Below are 19,594 nucleotides of genomic sequence, written 5' to 3' on the forward strand. Positions count from 1 at the left end.
CGCGTTCGCTCCAGAACACGTAGCCGGCCGCGTCGGGGCGGTGGAAGGCGCCGGGGTTGGCGCTGCAGAAGCTGAAGATCACGCTGCGCGCGCGGTTCGGGTTCTTCAGCGAGAAGTCGGGGTGCTTCATCAACTGCTTCACCAGCGGCAGGATGTCGCCGCCGCGGTCGGGCGCGGCGCGGCATTCCGTTGAAGCCTGATGACATGCGAAAGCACGATGTCCTCGCATACTCCGTCACGCCAGGGCCTCCACAGATCGCATTCGAAGTGGACGGCCAGCCGTACAACGTTCCCGTTCGGGGACGCATGGACGCCAACGATGCGAGTGCGTTGATTGGCGCAGCACTGGCGGATATCGGCGCGGTGTGCGTTCCCGACCTGCTTGCGCAACCCTACGTGGAAAGCGCTCACTTGGTTCCGGTTCTCAGAGACTTCATGCCCAGCGACATCTGGCTCTATGCAGTCTACACACAGCGCCGCCAGAACAGCGCCGCTCTCCGTGTCCTTCTCGCGATGCTGGAAGTTCGTATGCGCGACAGCGCTGCTTCCCTTCCGATCTTGATAGGTGCCGCGCCTATACCTCCTCTGTAACGGCGAACCGTGAGCCTCTTCAATTCGCGCTTCGGTACGGAACAGCTAACAGAAGGATGCCGCGTGCGGGTAGTTCAAAACTAGGTATTCGGAGCACCTGAGCGCGGGCTTGGGTCACATGGATCGGCACGCCGGCCTTCGTGGGTACTGCACGGGCCTGATGCTTCTCTCGTCGCGCTAGAGCGGAGAGCGCATGGCCACGCGGGTGGATCCGACGCACGCCAGCGCGCGGCACCAGTTCGTGGCCAAGGCCGAGTGGTCACACACGCCGCAGCTGCGTCGTACGTGCCAGTGGGTAATGCCCAGGATGGACTTCAGGCAGGGCGGTCGGTGGATCATCGAGGGCACCGGCCTTTCGAAGAAGGGTTGCCATTCGGTGCGCGTTACACGCCAGTATCGCGGGAAGCAGGGCAAGCAGGGCAAGCAGGGCAAGCAGGGCAAGCAGGGCAGTCTGCCCGTGGCCCGCCAGTTGTACCTGCCCGAGGACTGGGCGTCGGAGCCTGAGCGTCCCGCCAATGCCCATCGGCAAGCGTCCGAAACGCATATTCAGCCCCCGCACTTCACAGATGGCGAAAAAGCTGCGATTGCATGTCTGATTTATTTAATATACATTAAATGCTTATTGTTATATTCTGCATTCCAGAACGACATTCATCTGCAGTCTTTTCCTGTGGAAGGTCGCACTGGGGGCTATTCAGGAATTCGACATGTCGGTTCGCGTTGGGCGTTTGCCCATAGATGATCAAAGCAATGGGTGGAGCGCTTTGCTGCCGCCGCGGCGAGCAAACGCTGAGGTACGGGGTGAGTTGGACTTCGACTGGGTGGTCGTCGGTGCAGGGTACGCGGGTGTTGCTGCAGCCCGGCAACTTGCTCGGCTCCGGCCCAACGCGACAATCGCGCTTGTTGAAGCCGGGCTGGTCGGAGAGAACGCTTCCGGCAGAAACTCCGGCTTCGCTATCGATCTTCCGCATGCAGCAGGGACGTCGGAAGAATGGACGGAGCAGGGCCGTAGCGCGATCCGCGTGGGACGATTCGCGCTCAACGAATTGGATTGCCTCGTCAAAGAGCACAGCATCGACTGCGGCTGGGAGAAGCGTGGGCGATACCATGTTGCCGTCACGGAGAACGTCGCGAAGCGTTCTCTCGCCGCGTACGAGGCCAGTCTCAAAGTATGGCAAGAGCCGTACCGGTGGGTCGACCGAAGCGAGCTGCGAGAAGCGCTGGGCACGGCCTACTACGCCGCTGCCATTCACACCCCTGGCACCTACCTGGTCAATCCGGCGAGTCTTATCCGCGGGCTCGCCGATAGCCTCCCTCGGCAGGTCAAGCTATTCGAAAACTCACCAGTGATCGAAGCAGACATCCGCGGCCAGACGCCCAGCGTACGGACCCCGCATGGCCGAATTCGCGCGAACGCACTCATCCTGACGGTCAACGCCTTCTCGCAGTCCTTCGGCGTCTATCGCACCCGTCAGATCCCCATATTGTTGTTCGCGAGCCTGACGCCCGCGTTAAGCGATGAACAACTCGGCCAACTTGGCAGAGAGTCGACTTGGGGCTTGACGCCGGCGCATTCCGTGGTCGGATCGACGCTAAGGCTGACTCGGGAGCGACGCCTGATGATTCGTCAGGGATTCGAGTACTCGCCGTCATTAGGCACCACTGACGCTCGACGCGCGAAGGCTCGGGAGATCAATCTGGCACTCCTGCGTCGGCGATTTCCTCAGCTCGGTCCGATTGAGCTCGAACACTTCTGGGCTGGCTGGCTTGCCGTGTCGCACAACCACGCGCCTGCGTTCGGTCGCGTGGGACCGAACTCTTTTGCCGCCTCGTGCTGCAACGGATCCGGCATCGTGCGGCACACCGCGGCGGGGACGTTCATCGCGGACCTAGCCCTCGGCCGCGATCATTCCCTGATGACAGATTTTCTCTCGCAAGGAACGGCCAACTACATCCCGCCGCGCCCACTGCGCGACATCGGTGTCGGCATGGCCCTTTCCTACGGTGTTTGGACCGGGCGAGGCGAACGATGAAGTCGTGGACGACGCGCAGCCGCACGGACTTTCATTTTTTCACTCGGAGCACCTGAATGACTTCTCTTCGCCTGATCCCTGGACACACAGTCGTCTCCGAGGCGCGCGGGGGCGCATCTGACGGCTTGGCCGAAATCTCTTGGGTGGTCTCGGACGGCGAGGACGCCGCGCTGCTTTGCGGATTCGGTCGATGGCATGAGGCAGCCTGTGAGCCGAAGACGCTCGACTATGACGAAATCATCCTGGTGCTAGAGGGCGTTTTCGGCGTCGAGACTGGCGACGGAGAACGCGTTGAAGGTCGCCCCGGTGACGTGATTGAAATCCGCAACGGGACCACGGTCAAATACTTCGGGCGCCAAGCCCGGCTCTTCTTCGTGACGAACTAGGATGCAGGCGCGGGGAGGGCTACGATCTGCCTGTCTTGCGTGGCTTCTCTTGGCCTGCGGCGACGATCATCCCGGCAAGGCATTCGAGCTGGGAAGCGATGGATTCTTCCGTCACCGGGAACAACTTGAACACTGCAATCCCGCGAAGCGTGGAAAACACCATTTCGGCGAATCCGGCGGGGTCGCTATGGTTCGCGGAAACCTCAGGAAAGAGCGCGAGAAAATGGGCGAACGACACCGGGTCTTCTGCCTGCCGTTTCGCATCGATGCGCTTGAAAAGTGAGGGGATGGACTTGCAGCCAAAGAACACTCCCCAGGCAGCCACATAAGAGTCCGCACCGTAGATGTGCTGCCATGCGCGTTCCACGAACTCCGCGGCACGCTCACTGAGCGGGATGGCTGAATCCGGCCACACAGGGCCCTTGTCAGATAGCGGTGCCATCACCTCTTCCACGACCTGCTCTAGCAGCGCCTGCCGTGTTCCGAACTGATGCTGCAACGCACCGAGCGTGACCTTCGCGCCGGACGCAATGTTCTGCAGGTTGGCTTTCTGAAAGCCTTGCCGCCGAATCAGCGATATCGCTGAATTCAGGATGCGGCGCCGGGTCGTTTCGCTGCGTTCCGCTTGGGTTCTGACGACGCGCCGGGGTTTGTTTGGGGAAGTGGCCATCTTCCGTGCATTGTATTCACAGCTTCACGGGGGGCACGTAAACCCTATACATGTTGCGTTAAATGCTTATTGTTTTATGCAGGATTGAAACGTACCATGCAGCCTCTGCAAGTCGACCATCAAGCGCCGAGCGTGCCCGCAGCGACAGCTCGACTGTCGGGGAAGAAGCGCGTGGTCCCCATCTCAGGAATGCGATCTGCTGTCATGAAATCTGCCCATATAGAAGACATTGCCCAACTGCAAGTGCCATTGCAGGGATCAGAAGATTCCGTTCAAGCGGTCCACAAGAAAAGGGCGCTCGTCGCCGCCATCATCGGCAACGCGCTGGAGTGGTACGACTTCATCGTCTACGGGTTTCTGGCGGTTTTCATTGCCAAGCAGTTCTTCCCGCCCGGCGATGACGCAGCAGCGCTCCTTTTGACCTTTGCCACATTCGCCCTCTCCTTCGTCGTAAGGCCGCTCGGTGGTGTGTTGATCGGTCTGTATGCCGACCGTTTCGGGCGACGTCCTGCGCTGAGCTTCATCATGGCGTCGATGACCGTGTCGATGCTCATCATGGTCTTCGTCCCCTCCTACGCTTCCATCGGGGTGACTGCCACCGTGTTGATGGTCATCGCGCGCATCCTTCAGGCGCTGTCTGCGGGCGGCGAATTCGCCAGTGCCGCGACTTACCTTCTCGAGTCCGTTCCGGCGAAGAAACGAGGCCTCTACAGCGGCCTCTACAGCAGCGGCCCGTTGCTCGCAACCGTCATGGCAGCTCTTGTCGGACTGCTGATGACCCAGGTAATGACACCGGAATCCAGAGACAGCTGGGGATGGCGGGTTCCCTTCGCCTTCGGCCTGCTGATTGCACCGGTCGGCTACTACATCAGGAGATACCTGCCGGAGTCAGAAGCGTTCGAAAAAAACGCCGGCGACCGGGGAACCATGGAGATGCTTCGAATCGTTTTCAGGGAACACCGCCGTGCACTCATGGTCGCGCTGTCTCTGGCGGCGATCGGCACGTCGGTGCAATACGTTCTTCTCGTGTATGCGCCCACCTACGCCGTGCGTGAGCTCAAGCTGCCGGCCAATGTTCCGTTTCTGGCCCTGTTGGTCTGTGGCGCCATCGGGACGGTCCTCACACCGCTGCTGGGAATGGTTGCTGACAGGCTGGGCGCGAAAAGGCAGTTGCACATCAGCCTTGCCGCACTGATCGTGATGATCGTACCGCTCTATGTCTGGATGACCTCCGGGCCAACGACGGCCAAGTTCATCATTTGCTCGGCAATCTTCACCACTGTGACGTCGGCCTCCAACGCGGTCTATCCAAAGCTAATGGCGTATCTCTTTCCGCCTGACCTTCGCTCCACAGGCATGGCGATCTCCTACAACTTGAGCGCAACCATCTTTGGCGGTTTCTCGTTGTATGCGATCACCGTCATGCTGAATGCTGTCCAAAGCGCTCTGGTACCTGCCTTCTATGTGGTTGCCGTGACGGCCGTCTTCTGGATCTTTCTTGTTGTGCTGCATCGACCCGGCTCGGACTTCAAGGTCTGAGGATAACCGTGGGCAGGACACCGACGCCCCATCCCTTCATCTCCCAAGCAAATCCACCATGCTCAATCCATCCAATGCAATGAAACCCGCTGCCTCGGATCAAGCGAGAGAACTGTATTCCCGCCTGCTCGTCTGCGATATGACTTCGCCCTTCTGCGCTCCCGCGGACCAGCGGCTCAAGGACGCATTCGTTTCGCGGCTCATTAACGAAGGCTTCACTTATGTGTCCTTCACGCTGGTAGCCGACAACAGCGACACGATCGGTGCGATCCAGGCCATCGCGGCGTACCGGAAGTTCTTCCTTGACCAAAGCGACCTTTGCATGCTCGTCAACACGGTGGACGACATCCATCGGGCCAGGAAGGAGGGCAAGCTCGCCGTGGGCTTTCATTTTCAAGGTTCTGTTCCGGTCGGTCGGGACCTTTCGATGGTGGAAGTCTTCTACAAGCTCGGGATTCGCCACATGCTGCTGGCCTACAACCAGAAGAACTTCGTGGCAGACGGATGCCACGAACTTGGAGAGGGTGGGATAAGCCGATTCGGGCGGACGTTGATCGCCGAGATGAATCGGGTCGGGATGCTCGTGGACGTCGCCCATGCCGGCTATCGCTCCTGCATGGAGGCCATCGAGTACTCCGATCATCCGGTGATCTGCAGCCACGGCAACATCTGGAACATCCACCAACATCCGCGTTGCTACCGAGACGATCAGATCAAGGCGGTGGCAGCCAGCGGCGGCGTGTTCGGTCTGACGGGCCTTTCGATCTTCACCGGTGACGATGACGCATCGCCTTCGAAGTTCGCCGAACAGATCGACTACATCGCGCAGTTGGTCGGGCCTCAACATGTCGGTCTGGGGCTCGACTACATCGTCGATTTACCCGCGATCACAGCCGACGCTGCGGCCCACGCGGACAAGCTGCCGCCAGATGGCGGCTACACGCGCAGCGATATGAAGCGGGTGGAACTGGGCGCCATGCCCGAAGTGGTGGATGCGCTCTTGAGCAAGGGCTATTCCGACTCGGATATTGGCCTGGTCATGGGCGAAAACTGGCTGCGTGTGATGAAGGAGGTCTGGAAGGCGCCGATGTAGGGCTCATTGGCGGCACACAGAGGCTCTTGAGCCTTCTTGGGCGGGTGCCTCCCCGACTTCGCATGTCTCCATCGATCAACGATTCCGCCAGGAGTCGTCGCGTCGAAAGACGAGCGCGGTGGTTGTTGCTTCGTCATTTCACGCCTTGTGCAGGAGAAAAAATGAGTTCTTGGTCATCAAAGAAACCGTCTTGGCACTCCCTGTTCCTAAAGTTCAGAACTCTTCAGAAGATCCAGTGCCCGTCGCCTCGCCGCAAGGTTTGGATGTTGCTGGCCTTCGCCACTGTCGTGGGCGGATGTGGTGGTTCTGATCCAACGCCAGGCTACGCGCTGCCCGTTGCTTCAGAGTCGTTCTCCCCGGAAGGCCGAGCGCCTCGAGTCGAGCTTCTGTCGTCGCGCCGGGATACGGTCAGCGGAGGCGATGCCGTCATTGCGGTGAGCAATGATCCGGCTTCTGAATCGGCTCCGGCGACGGATCTGAAAGTCAGCCTCAACGGCGTTGATGTCAGTTCGTCGTTGGAGCACGACCCGTCAGGCAAACGCCTCGTCGGTCGTATTGCAGGCTTTCATGTGGGGGAGAACACGATTTCTGCGCAGAGCAAGTATGGACCTGCAACCTTGGTGACGGTCAAGAACCATTCCTCATCCGGCCCCATCATCTCAGGTCCTCACCAAGTCCCTTGGATTTGCGAAACCGAAAGCTCCGGGCTCGGCGCAGCATCCGATGCGAGTTGTACCGTTTCGAGTCGATTGGACTGGTATTACGTCACCACTTCCAACGCCTTCAAGCCGCTGACCAGCTTGGTTGCTCCGTATCCCGCAGATCTCGCTACGACAGAGACCATCGATGGAAACAAGGTGAACTTCATAGTGCGGGTCGAATCGGGCACGATCGATCAATCCATATACCGAATTGCCATCCTCGATGACCCCGCCAATCCGATCTCGAATCCGTGGGCGAAAGGCGGCAAAAAGCCCGGTGCGGGCTGGAATGGAAAACTCAATCTTGTGTATGGCGGAGGATGTTCCCCTGGTTATCGATCCGGTTCGAACACCTTGCCGGACGCTCTCGCAATGCTGCCTCTTAGCGTGGATAACGCCATAGACCCGCTCGGTCTTGGCTTCGCCGTTGCATTCGCTTCACGGATGGCGATGGACAACGGTTGTGATCCCGTGATGGCCGCGGAGAATTCGATGATGCTCAAAGAGCACTTCATCAAGTCATACGGAGTGCCTAAATTCACCATCGGCACCGGGCCCTCCGGCGGCGCGATGATTCAGCACTTCATCGCTCAAAACTATCCTGGTGTACTTGACGCGATCACGCCCGGCCTGTCCTTTCCGGATACACCGTCAGTCATACTTGATGTTGTCGACTGCGCCCTGCTTAACCGATACTTCGATGATGCGGGGCCGAGTGCCTGGCCTGTATCGATTCAGGCCAAGGTGGCCGGCTATCCGGTGAGCGGCACATCGACCACTTGTCGAAGCTGGGATGCGGCTGGTCATGCTTTCGTGACGCCCACCCAAGGCTTTTCACCGGTCGTACCCCCAACAGCAATCTTCGACCCGATCACAAACCCCACCGGGGCTCGCGGCGGATACGTCGATGGACTGGTCAATGTTTTTGGCGTTGATGCAAACACCGGTTTTGCACGCTCGATCTATGACAACGTCGGCGTTCAATACGGGCTCCAGGCGCTGAACAGCGGGGACATCACCATCGAACAGTTCCTTGATCTCAACAAAAATATCGGAGGGTTCGATGTCAATGGATCCTATGCAAGAAAACGGGCGGTTGCGAACATCCAAGGTGTGGAAAATGCGTACAAATCGGGGCTCGTCAACTCGGGCGAGGGCATCACGTTGCCGGTCATCGACACGCGCCTCTACACCGAAGGTTTAAACACGCACACCAGGGTTCGTACCTTTGCAACCCGCTCGAGAATTCAAGCTGCACACGGAACCTCCGCAAATCACGTGAGCTGGCTGTCCGCAAGTGTTGAGGGGTATCAGGGCGTGGTCAATCTAACGAAGATGGCGCTCGTGGCTCAAAACGAATGGCTTGAAAGAATAGCCGCGGATACGTCGTCAGACGATTTAGCGAGAAAGGTCATTAGAAACAGGCCTCCTGCGCTTGTCGATTCCTGCTGGGATTCGAGCGGCGTGTCCCATGCAGAGCCCGCGACCCTGGAGCCTGGCGGTGTCTGCAATACGATCTTTCCGATCTATTCGACGCCTCGAATCGCAGCGGGTGAAGGCGTTGCGCAAGACATTATGAAGTGCGAGCTCAAGGCCCCGGAGGCTTCGAGCTACGCGGTCGCCTTTTCGCCGATGCAATGGGCCGAGCTTCACTCTATTTTTTCGGAGGGAGTGTGCGACTGGACAAAGCCAAGCGTGGGAAGGGTTGCTGCTATTCCATGGCAACGGCATTGAAGCGCTTGCTCGGGCTAAAAGTAGATGGCGTACCAGAGCAGTGCTGCCAGAATCTCTTGCTGCCAGGATGGTTCAGGAACTGTCCATCAGCGAGCGCCGCGCCTGTCGCTATGCGGGGTTGTCCAGAACCAGCTACCGGGAACCGCCCAGCATGAACGAGTCCACGGCCAGCCTAAGCACGCGCATCGTCGAGTTGGCGCACGAGCGCCGGTGCTTTGGCTACCGGTGTAGATTTTCGCGCCCATTTGACCCAAAGTTCCATAAAGCGCCGACCCAGCGTGCTTGCCTTCACCCTTTTGCTCGGAGACGCGTGTGTCCAACAGCATGCGGGTCAAGGCTCCGTGAAGAAGCGGTGCGCCTCTGGGTGGAAATCAACAATGGGTAGTGAGAACGCGCTTACGCTCCTCTCGCATCAGGTCGGCGACCTCGCGTTCGACAGCGTAGAGCTCGCCGAAAAACTTCAGCGCCTGCTCCCCGGCGAGGCTGCCGTGATTGGCCCAGAGCTCGTGTAACTTGCGCCTCGCATACGCCAGGCGGCCGGCCTCGGTGACGCCGAGCTCGAAGCACGCCTTGTAGCCACTGAAGTCGTCGCACACGAGAGTGCCGCGCCAACCATCCTCGTCTGGCAGATCGAGGAAGTCGCGAGCATGCCGGCCGCCGCGGCCGTCGGCGAAGCCGACGTAGGCAACGCCGAAAAATGCGAATGGGGACAAACCTGCTGTCACTAAATGCGAACGAGCTCGCACAAAACGGTGACACAGGGCGACAGTTGGCGGTCAAACAGCAGCGATTCCTTGGATGCGTCCTGGTCGACGCGATCGATGAGATGAGTGTGCGTTGCTTGATGAGTAAAAGCAATCATGATCCGTGAATCGCAGTAGGCGTCTCCGAACGTGCGTCACATACTTGTATTGCCGTCATGTTTGGCGGCGATGAACAAGGTGCCAACCGAAATCCCGCTTGCTGAAAACGGGGCTTTGGTTACCTCTGGTTGGATGGACACGATGAAGAGGAAATTGCTGTAGTGGAAACAGAATCGACGGCCAAGGCCTGGGAAAAAAAGCCGTGGAAAATTATCCTCGCGGCAACGATCGGAAATGCACTGGAGTGGTACGACTTCATCGTCTATGGCTTCCTGGCTGCGACCATCAGCAAGTTGTTCTTTCCGCAAAGCGACCCTCAGGCGGCGCTATTGCTTGCGACGCTGAGCATCGGGATCGGCTTCATCGCCCGTCCGCTGGGCGCCATACTTCTGGGCTGGTACGCAGACAAGGTTGGCAGAAAACCTGCAATGACGCTGGTGATATGGCTGATGTTCGTATCGACGGCAATGATCGCCTTCGCGCCAACCTTTGCACAAGCGGGTCTTTGGGCCACAGCGCTGATTGCAGTGGCCAGGCTGCTCCAGGGGTTTTCAGCGGGCGGAGAGTTTGGCAGTGCAACCTCGTATCTGATCGAGATGGCCCCTGCACACCGGAAGGGCTATTACGGAAGCTGGCAGATGTTTGCTCAGGCCTCTGGCGCGCTGCTGTCTACGGTGGTGGGAGCGTTGCTGTTTAAAGTCTTCTCGCAGGAGACCATTGATAGCTGGGCGTGGCGACTGCCATTTTTCGTCGGCCTCCTAATTGGGCCTGCAGGCTTGTATATCCGCCGCCACCTGCACGAGCCGGAAGAGTTCACGCGAGTAGCGATGGCGCCTGCTCCGTCTGTAAAGATCTGGCGTCACTTCGTACCGGAGATCATTACTGGAACAACAGTGAGTGCCTCAATCAATGTGATGTCTTATGTGATCATCACCTACTTGCCTCTGTACGCACAACAGACGCTAGGAATGCCGCAAGGCGATGCATTTATCGCACTGCTGGTGGCTATTGTCTTCCGTATGATGCTGATCCCGATATTCGGCTTGGCGTGCGACATGTTTGGACGTCGAATTATGCTGCTCGGTGCACTGGCACTTTTTACTCTCACGATCTATCCGGCGTATATGTACATCATCGCCGCGCCGAGCTTCGTTTCATTGCTTCTCGTGGAGCTTTGGTTCGCCATCCTGATTGCGGCTGCCTACGCTCCGTGTCCTACCTATCTCTCCGAGCTTTTTCCAACACAGATCCGCGGATTGGGCCTGTCTATCGTCTACAACATTGCCGCAACGATCTTCGGGGGATTCTCCCTCTTCTTCGTGACCTTGATTCAGCAGATGACGCGAAGCGCCTTCGCGCCAGCGCATTACTCGGTGATCTTCTTTTTGGCTGCGCTCGTCGCAGTATTGAAGATGGGGCCTCGCTCCTCCAAAAAAGTGCTTCCAGTCGGAGGGTGAGCATTCTCTGTGGTTGATGAGGCGGTGCGGCTCTGGAAACTCAGTAAACCGTCTCGATTGAATAGAGCGGTAACGGGGCTAGCAGGCCGATGCCCTTGGTAAGGGAGAAGACTCTTGTCGGTGTACCAGCTTGCTCAGCATCACCTTCAGGCTGACCGGATTGGTGTGTGCCACCTGTTTGGTCGAGTCTGCTCAGAGCCAACTCACTTGTCTTGAGTCGAGTGGGCTTGTGTGGCGCATCCTCGGACAAGGTCAACGAGCTGAATAGCGTTGTCTGGAACAGCATTGCCGCGCCAAGCAATGTGCTGATCCGGCCGTGAGAGGACAAGCTTGTACGGGTAGAGCCGAACTGTTTCGGGTGAAATGACGTCAAGGACTTTCAGCGGAACACCGCGTTGCATAGCTGCTGCACGAATGGCATCAATTTGGATCGTAGGATCCATCCGTAGGAGGGTGTACTCAGGTCCGAGGACATCATAGAGAGAGGTGCCGTCTTCCAGCCAGAAGTGCGGAGTACGGCATCCTGGAACGGTAGACGGCGTGAACTGGTCCATGGAGTAATCGGGTGGCTCCTGTCCGTCGTAGACTATCAAGGGCGATGCGTCGTAGAAGTAGCCGAAATTCAAGCCGCCACAACAGTATTGCTTGACGTTCAAGTCGTATAGCGCCTGGCCTGCTATCTTTCGCGCGGCCTGTCCTTCCGCGCCAAGCTGTTCGATGTCCGCCGGCACGCCCTCGCGCTCCTTCTGTAACGCGAGAGCGTGGTTCATCGCGAATTTCGACACCTGCTCGGTGAGGGGCATCCTTTCGGCTTCGTAGGCGTTGAGAATGCCTTCGCCACCCCATCCGTTCAGTCGCGCGGCCAGTTGCCATGAAAGGTTCATCGCGTCGGCAATCCCCGCATTCATGCCGTAGCCTGCCATGGGAATCCAGAGATGGCAGGCGTCGCCGCAAATGAAGACGCGCCGATCTCGAAACTTGTCGGCTACCAGACGACGTCCAATCCAGTCCTCCTTGGAGATGACTTCGTACTGGAAATCTTGCCCTACGCCCAGGATCGTGCGGATCGCCCAGTCGCGATCAACGGCTTCAAAGTCCGTTTCGTCCGCGCGCAGGTAGTTGTGCAAAAGGAACGTTTCCCGACCATCGATTGCGTACACGTTGCCACTGCGCCTGGGGTTCAGTGAAAACGTAGCCCATGCCGGAGCGTCCTTGGCCCGAGAAAGCAGATCCGGTGCTCGAAAGAATGTCGACTGGACGCGGCCAACCACATCGGTGCCTGAGAACTTGGCACCGATCGCTTTTCTCACGAAAGATTTGCCGCCATCGCAGCCGATCATGTATTGGCAGCGAATCCGAATCCTCTTGCCGTCATCCAAGAGGATTCCGATGGCGTCTACGCCTTCAGCGTCCTGAGTGAACCCATCGACACGCACGCGATTGAGGATTCGAACTCCGGCTGTAGCTTGCGCGTGTGCGAACAGGATCGGTTCAAGATAGATCTGATTGATCCGATGCGGGGGTTCGGGTGTCGGCCACCAGCCGTCTGGCCCGCTCTTGTCGGTGTATCGATGCTCGCGGGCCGGTATCTTGATGCGAGAGAGCTCGTCTCCTGTGAAAGTAGTCCGGTAGGAGACGTCGTTGGGATAGTGGGGCGGAAGGCCTGCGTTCCGAACCGCATGGGCTACTCCCAATCGACGGAAGATCTCCATGGAGCGAGCCGAAACATGATTGCATTTGACGTTTGGCGCCTCGCCCCGATGGCGAATCTCTGCGACGAGCACCGAGATGCCACGTTGAGCCAAGTCGATAGCGAGTGTCAGTCCAACTGGGCCGGCGCCCACGATCAGTACCTGAGAATGAAGAGGTGGCGACATTGTTTTCCTTGATCTTGAGAGCAGTCCCCTGATTACAGTCAGAGCCAAAGAAAATAGGAAATGAATCTTCCATGTCGATTCATAAAGCATCTTTATATTTTCTGCCCTCAGTACGCCAGCTGCGAGCTTTCGTGGCGGTCTATCGATCTGGCAGTGTCTCGGCCGCAGCTCGGGAGTTATCTCTGACGCAGCCGGCGGTGAGCGTTCTCCTGAAGGAACTGGAAGAGCGCTTGGGATTGCGCTTGTTCGATCGCAGTACGAGGATTCTGCGAAGAACCGAAGCCGCATCGCAGGTCATCGACTATGCGGAGCGCGCCCTGACAGAGCTCCATGCGATGGCGGCGGCGACGCGGCGGCTGACGGATGTATCAGAGGGACGAATCCGAGTCGCGGCCACCGCCGCGGTCGCTCAGACTTTGCTGCCGCATGCACTTCGGCAGTTCGAGCGTGAGCACCCCGGCATCACCATCGAGATCTTCGAAGTGACACCAAGTGATTTTGTGGAAGCTGTCGCTGCGGAGCGTGTCGATTTTGCGGTTGGAACCCTAGAGGCTCCAGTTCCCGGTCTTCGGGAGGACGCCGTGATGCACGACGTTCTGGTCGCTGCGGCGGGCACTTCGGATGGTTTTCCGGAAGGGACGTCAATGACATGGAGGCAGCTTTCCGCGCTGCCGATTGTGACCGTTCGCCCTGGCTATGGGATTCGTCGAAAGATAGAAATCGCGGCTGCAGAAGCGGGAGTGAGCCTACGGATCGTCCATGAGGTCACGCTGTTGGGGACCGCGGTCGCCCTTGCGGCTAGTGGCCTGGGTGTCACCGTCGTTCCCTCTTCTGTCGTTGCGCGCACGCCGGGTCTTGCCATCCGGCGCCTGACACGCCCTATCGTCGAGCGTGTCATCTCCATCGTGACCAAGCACGAGAGATCTCTCTCGCCGGCAAGCGAAGCTTTCGCCAAGTTCCTTCGTCGAACTAGCCTTGAATTTGCAACGCGGCACCGCGGCCGACGCTAGATGAGGAATGCCGGCGCTGATTACCCTGCGATGCCCGCTCGTCGCAGCATTGCATCGAAGATCAGGCGATGGATCTCACCGCCGCTAGCGACGCGCGTTTCCGGAACGGTCTTGAGGATTTCAGCCGGGATTTCCCGATTGGAGCCGCGACCACCGTCAGAGGCCAGTTGTATTTCGCAGCCGCGCTGCAAAATCCACAACCTGTTGAATGCCGTGGGAATGTCGGGACCGACGACCAGCAGGCCATGGTTGCGAAGGATCAGATGGCTCTTCTTCCCGAGGGAAGCAACCAGCCGAGGCTGCTCGTCTTCATTGGTCGTGACGCCCTCGTAGTCGTGATAAGCGACATCCCCATACAGCATGGCGCTGTAGAAGTTGTCGTGACGCAGCCCTTCTTCCTTGCAAGAGATAGCGCACCCCGCAGTGGTATGCACGTGCATGATGCAGTGGGCGTCATCCCGTGCAGCATGGATGGCGCTGTGGATGATGAAGCCAGCCTTGTTCACGCGTGCGGTGCTGCCGTCTCGGATATTCCCGTCGACGTCGATGCGCACCAGATTGTGTGGCGTGACCTCTGAATAGTGCAGGCCGAACGGGTTGATCAGGTACTGCGGCTTTTCCTCCGCAGGCGCCGGTACGCGGATCGTGATGTGGTTGAAGATGAGTTCGCTCCAGCCCAGCCAGTCGAAGAGCCGGTAGCAATTGGCGAGATCGGTTCGAAGGTTTGCTTCGGTTTCCATCGTGCGTTCACCTCTTTTCCTGGTTCAAACCGCCGACACACATGTACTTGGTGTGCATGTACTCTTCGATGCCCACTCGCGATCCCTCGCGGCCCATGCCCGATTGCTTGATGCCGCCAAAAGGGGCGACCGCGGTGCTGATGATCCCCGTGTTGATGCCGACCATCCCGGCTTGCATGGCATCGGCCACTCTCCAGACACGAGCGATATCGCGCGAGTAGAAGTAAGAGGCAAGACCGAACTCCGATGAGTTGGCGATCGTGACGGCCTCTTCTTCTGTACCGAACCGGATGATCGGGGCCACCGGACCGAAGATTTCTTCATTGGCAATCTTCATCTCGCCCGTCACGTCAGCAATAACCGTCGGCTCGAAGAAGGTACCTCCCAGAAGATGAGGTGTTCCACCCGCGACGATCCGGGCGCCCTTGCCGAGCGCGTCTGCGAGCAGCGCCTGCACCTTGTCCAACGCATCGGTGTCGATCAGCGGGCCTTGCTGAACATTGGCGTCCCGACCATCGCCGACCTTAAGGGCTTTCACGGCGGCAGACAGCTTGGCGACGAAGACGTCGTGGATGCCTTCTTGCACAAGAAGTCGGTTCGCACAGACGCAAGTCTGGCCGCTGTTGCGGTACTTGGAGGCGATTGCACCCTCGACGGCAGCGTCGACATCCGCATCGTCGAAGACGATGAATGGCGCATTGCCACCGAGCTCGAGCGAAAGCCTCTTGAGAGACGGAGCGCACTGAGCCGCAAGGATGCGGCCAACCTCCGTGGAGCCCGTGAAGCTGAGCTTGCGAACGACCGGATTGCTCGTCAGCTCTGCGCCGATTTCCCGCGCCTTTCCTGTTATCACGTTCAAGACGCCTGCAGGAACGCCGGCTCGTTGTGCGAGGGCCACCAAGGCCAGCGCTGAAAGCGGCGTCTGTTCCGCCGGTTTGACGATGATCGTGCATCCCGCGGCCAAAGCCGGTGCCACCTTGCGGGTGATCATGGCTGCAGGGAAGTTCCAGGGCGTGATGGCTGCACAAACACCCACCGGCTCGCGTTTGACCAGAATCTGCTTGTCGGACCAGGGGGATGGCACGACGTCCCCGTAAGTGCGTTTGGCCTCCTCGGCGAACCATTCGATGTAAGAGGCGGCATAGCCAATCTCGCCCTTGGCCTCCGCGAGCGGCTTTCCCTGCTCTGCGGTCATGATCGCTGCCAGGTCGTCCTGGTGCGCAAGCATCAGCTCGTACCAGCGGCGCAAGATGCGCGCCCGGTGCTCGGCGGTGGTGCGGCTCCAGTCGCGGAAGGCTGCATCTGCGGCCAGGATTGCTCGACGAGTTTCGAGTCCGCCGGCGCACGGGACAGTTCCGACAAGGGAGCCATTGGAAGGATTGCGAACCTCGATGGGTTGGGTGCCCGCATCGTTGAGCCACTGGCCGTCCACGAAGATCTGCGAGCGCAGCAGAGATGAGTCTTGAAGCTGCAGCATCAGTATGCTCCTGAAGAAAGAGCGGGCGCGGCAGGCGCTCCCCTGAACTGGCCCAGCAGATCCTTGGCTGCGCGCACCAGAAGCGTCGTATCGACGCCTACGGCAGTGAAGGTCGCACCTGCCTCCAGATACTTTCTGGACAGCGACTGGTCTGCGGACAATACGCCTGCCGCCTTGCCCGCGGCGACAACCGAGCGGATGCCCTGGATGATGGCTTCCTGGACTTTAGGATGGCCAGGCTGACCCAGCAGGCCCATCGAAGCTGACAGGTCCGCCGGTCCGAAGAACACGCCATCCACGCCATCGACCATCGCAATTTCACCAACCTGGGTGAGTGCTGCAGCGCTTTCGACTTGAACCAGAAGGCAAATGTCGTCTGCGGCCTTGGTGAGATACCCGTCGATCTGGTTCCAGCGGGAGGATCGCGCGAGAGCGCTACCCACGCCCCGGATGCCTTCGGGCGGGTAGCGCGTTGCAGCCACGAGTTGCCCAGCCTGCTGCGCTGTCTCCACCATTGGGATCAGCAGAGTCTGTGCACCGAGATCTAGAAGCTGCTTGATACCGGCCACCGTTCCCTCGGGAGGACGCACGACCGGGTGAGACCTGTACGCGGCGACTGCCTGCAGTTGAGCCAGGACGCTCCTCAGATCGTTGGGGGCATGTTCTCCATCGATGAGGAGCCAGTCATAGCCAGTTGTCGCGAGTGCTTCTGCGACATAGGGGTCGGCGAATCCGACCCAGAGACCCAGTTGGACTTGTGCGCTGCGAATCGCTTGCTTGAAGGTGTTCAGAGGCATATGCATGACCAGCCCTCAAATGAAGCGGAACTCGAACCGGCCCAACGTACCGTAGTCGGCATCGAAAACGTCGCCACGTTTCGCCGCGACGGGCCGGGTGAACGATCCTGCGAGGACGACCTGACCGGGCTGCAGGGACTCACCCCAAGGCGCAAGCTTTTGAGCCAACCAAGCAATCCCGACCGCGGGGTGCCCTTGGACGCCGGCGGCAAGACCGGTCTCCTCGACGACGCCGTTCTGCCTCAACACGGCACCGCACCAGGGGAGATCGATCTCGGAAGGTGTGGCCTTTCGGCCACCGAGAATGATCCCCGCGTTGGCGGCGTTGTCGCTGATCGTGTCGTACACCTTCCGCATGACCTTCGTGTGCCGGTCGAACTGTTCGATCCGAGAGTCGATGATCTCAATCGCGGGCTGGACATACTCGGTGGCCGCGAGCACATCGGCGACCGTCGTACCTTCGCCTTCGAGCTTGTCCTTAAGGATGAAGGCGAGCTCGACTTCCACGCGAGGTGCGATGAAGCGGTCGGAGGGGATGTCGCCGGGCTCGAAGAACATGTCGTCGAGCAGTGTTCCGTAGTCGGGCTCGGTGATCTGGCTGGCTTGCTGCATGGCGCGAGAAGTCAGGCCGATCTTGTGTCCCTTGATGATGCGGCCTTCGGCCAGCTTGAGCTTCATCCAGGCGCGCGAGATGGCGTAACCATCCTGGATGTTCATTTCCGGAAAACGCTTGGAGAAATGCTCGACTTGTACGCGGGATTTCTCGCTCGCGTAAAGCTCAGTCGCGAGCTGATGAATCAAGTTGTCATTGAGCATGAAGATCACTTTTCCTTGTTGAAGAGGGGGTGCAGGTTGCTGTGCTTTCCGTCGTAAACCTGTCCTGGACTCTCGTCGATCTGCAGAGTGCAGCCCATCAGCTGATTGCTGAAGATCGGTTCGAAATGGGCTTTGACTGCATCCATGAGTTCGTCGCCGGCCCTTTTTTTCACTGCCGCCGAACGGCCTGAGCCCATTCGCAGATTCAGGTAGACGAACGCATAGTCGTTCTTGCCGTCGGCCACGGCATGGTGCGCAGCCGGATAGGCCAACACTCGTGTGCCGCCCGTCGGGAAAACTTGACGGCCCGTCTCGTCGCGCTGCTCGAGCATGACGTCGGCCAGGCGCCGACATAGCGCTGTCAAATCGGTGCGGCTTTCGGTGTTCGGTGTGTAGAGAACGATCAGATGAGGCATTGTTCGATAGATGCTGGACAGCCTACAGTCGAGAGACTGTCTGGAAGCCGTCGGCACTGGACGCTTGTGGTTTCGGAATGGCTCGACCGTCTTGCGGCGTCACTGGGAAGAGCGCGTTGATCTGTCCTGTGGCCGAAGAGCCGAAGTAGGGTGTAACCACCTCGGCCCTGCCGTCATAGGCAGACCACCCCAGTGCGCCAAGCACCATGGCTGTGTCGTGCATGAACCCCTCGCCGTGGCCTTTGGACGCGTACTCGGGAAGCATTGCGCAGAAGTCGGCCCATTCGCCGTCCTCCCACATCTTCACGACGTCATGATCCATGCGCTCGAGCAGCGGGCTCCAGACCCGGTCGGCATACCGTGGCGCGAGCCCGTTCTGGGCAAATCGATGAGACAGGGAGCCGCTCGCAAAAAATGCCACGGTCCCGTCGTAATGCTCCTCCACCGCGCGGCGCATGGCCCAACCCAATCTGGCGCTGTCGTTCAAGTAGTGGCTGGTGCACAGGGCCGAAACGCAGATCACCTTGAAATGCAGGTCCTCGTTCATGTATCGCATGGGAACCAGGGTGCCGTATTCCGGCCCCAGCGTAGTGGCATCATGCGCGAGCGTCTCGACGCCCCATTCGTTGCAGGATTTCGCCAACAGCCTGCCGAGACCCGGGTTGCCTGGAATCTCATACGGCATGTTGCTGATGAAATGGGGAAGCTCGTTGCTGGTATAGACACCTTTGAAATGAGGGGCGCAATTCAGGTGGTAACTCGCGTTGACCAGCCAATGTGTGTCGAAGACCACGATGGTGTCGACGCCCAGCTCGCGGCAGCGCAAACCGATCGTCTTCAGGCCGTCTATCGCAGATTGACGACTGCCCTTGCGCGGTCCATCCAGCTCGCTGAGATAAAGCGAGGGAACGTGCGTGATCTTGGCCGCGAGGGCGAGCGTCCCCATGCTCAGACTCCCCAGTGCGGAATGTGGTGCGAGCCCAGCGACACCGCCACGTTCTTCGGCTCGCAGAACACCTCGTAGCTCCAGGTGCCGCCTTCGCGGCCCGTGCCCGAGGCCTTGGTGCCGCCGAAGGGCTGGCGCAGGTCGCGCACGTTCTGGCTGTTGACGAAGCACATGCCGGCTTCCACGGCCGCGGCCACGCGGTGCGCCTTGCCGATGTTCTCGGTCCACACGTAGCTGCTCAGGCCGTACTGGATGTCGTTGGCCAGGCGAATGGCATCTGCCTCGTCCTTGAACGGAATCAGGCATGCCACCGGGCCGAAGATCTCGTCCTGCGCAATCTTCATGCGGTTGTCCACGTCGGCGAACACGGTGGGCACCACGTAGTTGCCCTTCTTCACGCGATCGGGCAGGTTGGCCGGGCCTTCGAGGCCGCCGCACAGCAAAGTGG

General features: G+C 59.3%; 18 protein-coding genes and 2 pseudogenes. 9 read left to right on the forward strand and 11 right to left on the reverse strand.

Annotated features, from left to right (window positions below; translation table 11 throughout):
• A pseudogene (locus QMO14_RS29430) lies at positions 1-175 on the reverse strand (aminopeptidase N C-terminal domain-containing protein); the annotation flags it as partial.
• Between the two features lie 29 nt (positions 176-204).
• Between QMO14_RS29430 and QMO14_RS29435 the strand changes: the two are divergent.
• The 4 genes and pseudogenes from QMO14_RS29435 to QMO14_RS29450 all read left to right on the forward strand — a co-directional run bounded on the left by QMO14_RS29435 (position 205) and on the right by QMO14_RS29450 (position 3,010).
• Positions 205-591 (forward strand): LysR substrate-binding domain-containing protein, encoded by a 387-nt coding sequence (locus QMO14_RS29435; RefSeq protein ID WP_301511527.1) that lies wholly within the window; start codon positions 205-207, stop codon positions 589-591.
• A 118-nt stretch (positions 592-709) separates the two neighbouring features.
• Positions 710-1,333: pseudogene (locus QMO14_RS29440) on the forward strand (transposase).
• A 64-nt stretch (positions 1,334-1,397) separates the two neighbouring features.
• Positions 1,398-2,624 (forward strand): FAD-binding oxidoreductase, encoded by a 1,227-nt coding sequence (locus QMO14_RS29445; protein ID WP_260310332.1) that lies wholly within the window; start codon positions 1,398-1,400, stop codon positions 2,622-2,624.
• Positions 2,625-2,680: 56 nt separating this feature from the next.
• A complete protein-coding gene (locus QMO14_RS29450) occupies positions 2,681-3,010 on the forward strand; it encodes a cupin domain-containing protein (protein ID WP_184605444.1) in 330 nt (109 codons plus the stop codon).
• Between the two features lie 19 nt (positions 3,011-3,029).
• Here QMO14_RS29450 and QMO14_RS29455 read toward each other — a convergent pair whose 3' ends face one another.
• Entirely contained in the window at positions 3,030-3,680 is a 651-nt protein-coding gene (locus QMO14_RS29455) for a TetR/AcrR family transcriptional regulator (RefSeq protein ID WP_184605443.1), read from the reverse strand.
• A gap of 204 nt (positions 3,681-3,884) precedes the next feature.
• On the opposite strand from QMO14_RS29455, the gene QMO14_RS29460 reads away from it, so the two are divergent.
• The 3 genes from QMO14_RS29460 to QMO14_RS29470 all read left to right on the forward strand — a co-directional run bounded on the left by QMO14_RS29460 (position 3,885) and on the right by QMO14_RS29470 (position 8,747).
• Entirely contained in the window at positions 3,885-5,219 is a 1,335-nt protein-coding gene (locus QMO14_RS29460; protein WP_184605442.1) for an MFS transporter, read from the forward strand.
• A gap of 58 nt (positions 5,220-5,277) precedes the next feature.
• Positions 5,278-6,312: a dipeptidase gene (locus QMO14_RS29465; protein ID WP_301511530.1), complete on the forward strand. Its 1,035-nt coding sequence runs from the start codon at positions 5,278-5,280 to the stop codon at positions 6,310-6,312.
• Positions 6,313-6,575: 263 nt separating this feature from the next.
• Positions 6,576-8,747, forward strand: coding sequence for a DUF6351 family protein (locus QMO14_RS29470; protein ID WP_184605441.1), 2,172 nt, complete (start codon positions 6,576-6,578; stop codon positions 8,745-8,747).
• Between the two features lie 371 nt (positions 8,748-9,118).
• On the opposite strand, the gene QMO14_RS29475 is transcribed toward QMO14_RS29470, so the two are convergent.
• Positions 9,119-9,460, reverse strand: a complete 342-nt coding sequence (locus QMO14_RS29475) for a transposase (RefSeq protein WP_301511532.1) — start codon at positions 9,458-9,460, stop codon at positions 9,119-9,121.
• 311 nt (positions 9,461-9,771) lie between these two features.
• Between QMO14_RS29475 and QMO14_RS29480 the strand changes: the two genes are divergently transcribed.
• Positions 9,772-11,067, forward strand: a complete 1,296-nt coding sequence (locus tag QMO14_RS29480) for an MFS transporter (protein ID WP_184605440.1) — start codon at positions 9,772-9,774, stop codon at positions 11,065-11,067.
• A gap of 203 nt (positions 11,068-11,270) precedes the next feature.
• On the opposite strand, the gene QMO14_RS29485 is transcribed toward QMO14_RS29480, so the two are convergent.
• Positions 11,271-12,944, reverse strand: a complete 1,674-nt coding sequence (locus tag QMO14_RS29485) for an FAD-dependent oxidoreductase (protein WP_184605671.1) — start codon at positions 12,942-12,944, stop codon at positions 11,271-11,273.
• Between the two features lie 71 nt (positions 12,945-13,015).
• Between QMO14_RS29485 and QMO14_RS29490 the strand changes: the two genes are divergently transcribed.
• Positions 13,016-13,954 (forward strand): LysR family transcriptional regulator, encoded by a 939-nt coding sequence (locus QMO14_RS29490; protein WP_184605439.1) that lies wholly within the window; start codon positions 13,016-13,018, stop codon positions 13,952-13,954.
• A 20-nt stretch (positions 13,955-13,974) separates the two neighbouring features.
• On the opposite strand, the gene QMO14_RS29495 is transcribed toward QMO14_RS29490, so the two are convergent.
• From QMO14_RS29495 to QMO14_RS29525, 7 genes are all read right to left on the reverse strand, one after another.
• Positions 13,975-14,694 (reverse strand): class II aldolase/adducin family protein, encoded by a 720-nt coding sequence (locus QMO14_RS29495; RefSeq protein ID WP_301511535.1) that lies wholly within the window; start codon positions 14,692-14,694, stop codon positions 13,975-13,977.
• Positions 14,695-14,701: 7 nt separating this feature from the next.
• On the reverse strand, positions 14,702-16,171 hold the full coding sequence (locus tag QMO14_RS29500; protein ID WP_184605437.1) for an NAD-dependent succinate-semialdehyde dehydrogenase: 1,470 nt from the start codon (positions 16,169-16,171) through the stop codon (positions 14,702-14,704).
• Positions 16,171-16,974, reverse strand: a complete 804-nt coding sequence (gene hpaI / locus QMO14_RS29505; protein ID WP_285414347.1) for a 4-hydroxy-2-oxoheptanedioate aldolase — start codon at positions 16,972-16,974, stop codon at positions 16,171-16,173. The genes QMO14_RS29500 and hpaI overlap by 1 nt, the downstream gene beginning before the upstream one ends.
• 9 nt (positions 16,975-16,983) lie before the next feature.
• The gene (gene hpaH, locus QMO14_RS29510; RefSeq protein WP_285414349.1) at positions 16,984-17,784 is read right to left on the reverse strand and encodes a 2-oxo-hept-4-ene-1,7-dioate hydratase; all 801 of its coding nucleotides are present in this window, start codon (positions 17,782-17,784) and stop codon (positions 16,984-16,986) included.
• A 5-nt stretch (positions 17,785-17,789) separates the two neighbouring features.
• Positions 17,790-18,200 (reverse strand): 5-carboxymethyl-2-hydroxymuconate Delta-isomerase, encoded by a 411-nt coding sequence (locus QMO14_RS29515; protein WP_285414351.1) that lies wholly within the window; start codon positions 18,198-18,200, stop codon positions 17,790-17,792.
• Positions 18,201-18,222: 22 nt separating this feature from the next.
• Positions 18,223-19,146, reverse strand: coding sequence for a 3,4-dihydroxyphenylacetate 2,3-dioxygenase (gene hpaD / locus QMO14_RS29520; RefSeq protein ID WP_285414353.1), 924 nt, complete (start codon positions 19,144-19,146; stop codon positions 18,223-18,225).
• A 2-nt stretch (positions 19,147-19,148) separates the two neighbouring features.
• Positions 19,149-19,594 (reverse strand): aldehyde dehydrogenase family protein (locus QMO14_RS29525; RefSeq protein WP_301511538.1); only part of this gene is annotated, 446 nt, incomplete at its 5' end.

It is taken from the genome of Variovorax sp. CAN15 (assembly GCF_030462475.1).
Lineage (GTDB): Bacteria > Pseudomonadota > Gammaproteobacteria > Burkholderiales > Burkholderiaceae_C > Variovorax.

Coding starts and splice junctions, on each gene's coding strand:
- QMO14_RS29435 (WP_301511527.1), top strand. CDS start 205: ATGCGAAAGCACGATGTCCTCGCATACTCCGTCACGCCAGGGCCTCCA.
- QMO14_RS29450 (WP_184605444.1), top strand. CDS start 2,681: ATGACTTCTCTTCGCCTGATCCCTGGACACACAGTCGTCTCCGAGGCG.
- QMO14_RS29455 (WP_184605443.1), bottom strand. CDS start 3,680: ATGGCCACTTCCCCAAACAAACCCCGGCGCGTCGTCAGAACCCAAGCG.
- QMO14_RS29460 (WP_184605442.1), top strand. CDS start 3,885: ATGAAATCTGCCCATATAGAAGACATTGCCCAACTGCAAGTGCCATTG.
- QMO14_RS29465 (WP_301511530.1), top strand. CDS start 5,278: ATGCTCAATCCATCCAATGCAATGAAACCCGCTGCCTCGGATCAAGCG.
- QMO14_RS29470 (WP_184605441.1), top strand. CDS start 6,576: ATGTTGCTGGCCTTCGCCACTGTCGTGGGCGGATGTGGTGGTTCTGAT.
- QMO14_RS29485 (WP_184605671.1), bottom strand. CDS start 12,944: ATGTCGCCACCTCTTCATTCTCAGGTACTGATCGTGGGCGCCGGCCCA.
- QMO14_RS29490 (WP_184605439.1), top strand. CDS start 13,016: ATGTCGATTCATAAAGCATCTTTATATTTTCTGCCCTCAGTACGCCAG.
- QMO14_RS29495 (WP_301511535.1), bottom strand. CDS start 14,694: ATGGAAACCGAAGCAAACCTTCGAACCGATCTCGCCAATTGCTACCGG.
- QMO14_RS29500 (WP_184605437.1), bottom strand. CDS start 16,171: ATGCTGCAGCTTCAAGACTCATCTCTGCTGCGCTCGCAGATCTTCGTG.
- hpaI (WP_285414347.1), bottom strand. CDS start 16,974: ATGCATATGCCTCTGAACACCTTCAAGCAAGCGATTCGCAGCGCACAA.
- hpaH (WP_285414349.1), bottom strand. CDS start 17,784: ATGCTCAATGACAACTTGATTCATCAGCTCGCGACTGAGCTTTACGCG.
- QMO14_RS29515 (WP_285414351.1), bottom strand. CDS start 18,200: ATGCCTCATCTGATCGTTCTCTACACACCGAACACCGAAAGCCGCACC.
- hpaD (WP_285414353.1), bottom strand. CDS start 19,146: ATGGGGACGCTCGCCCTCGCGGCCAAGATCACGCACGTTCCCTCGCTT.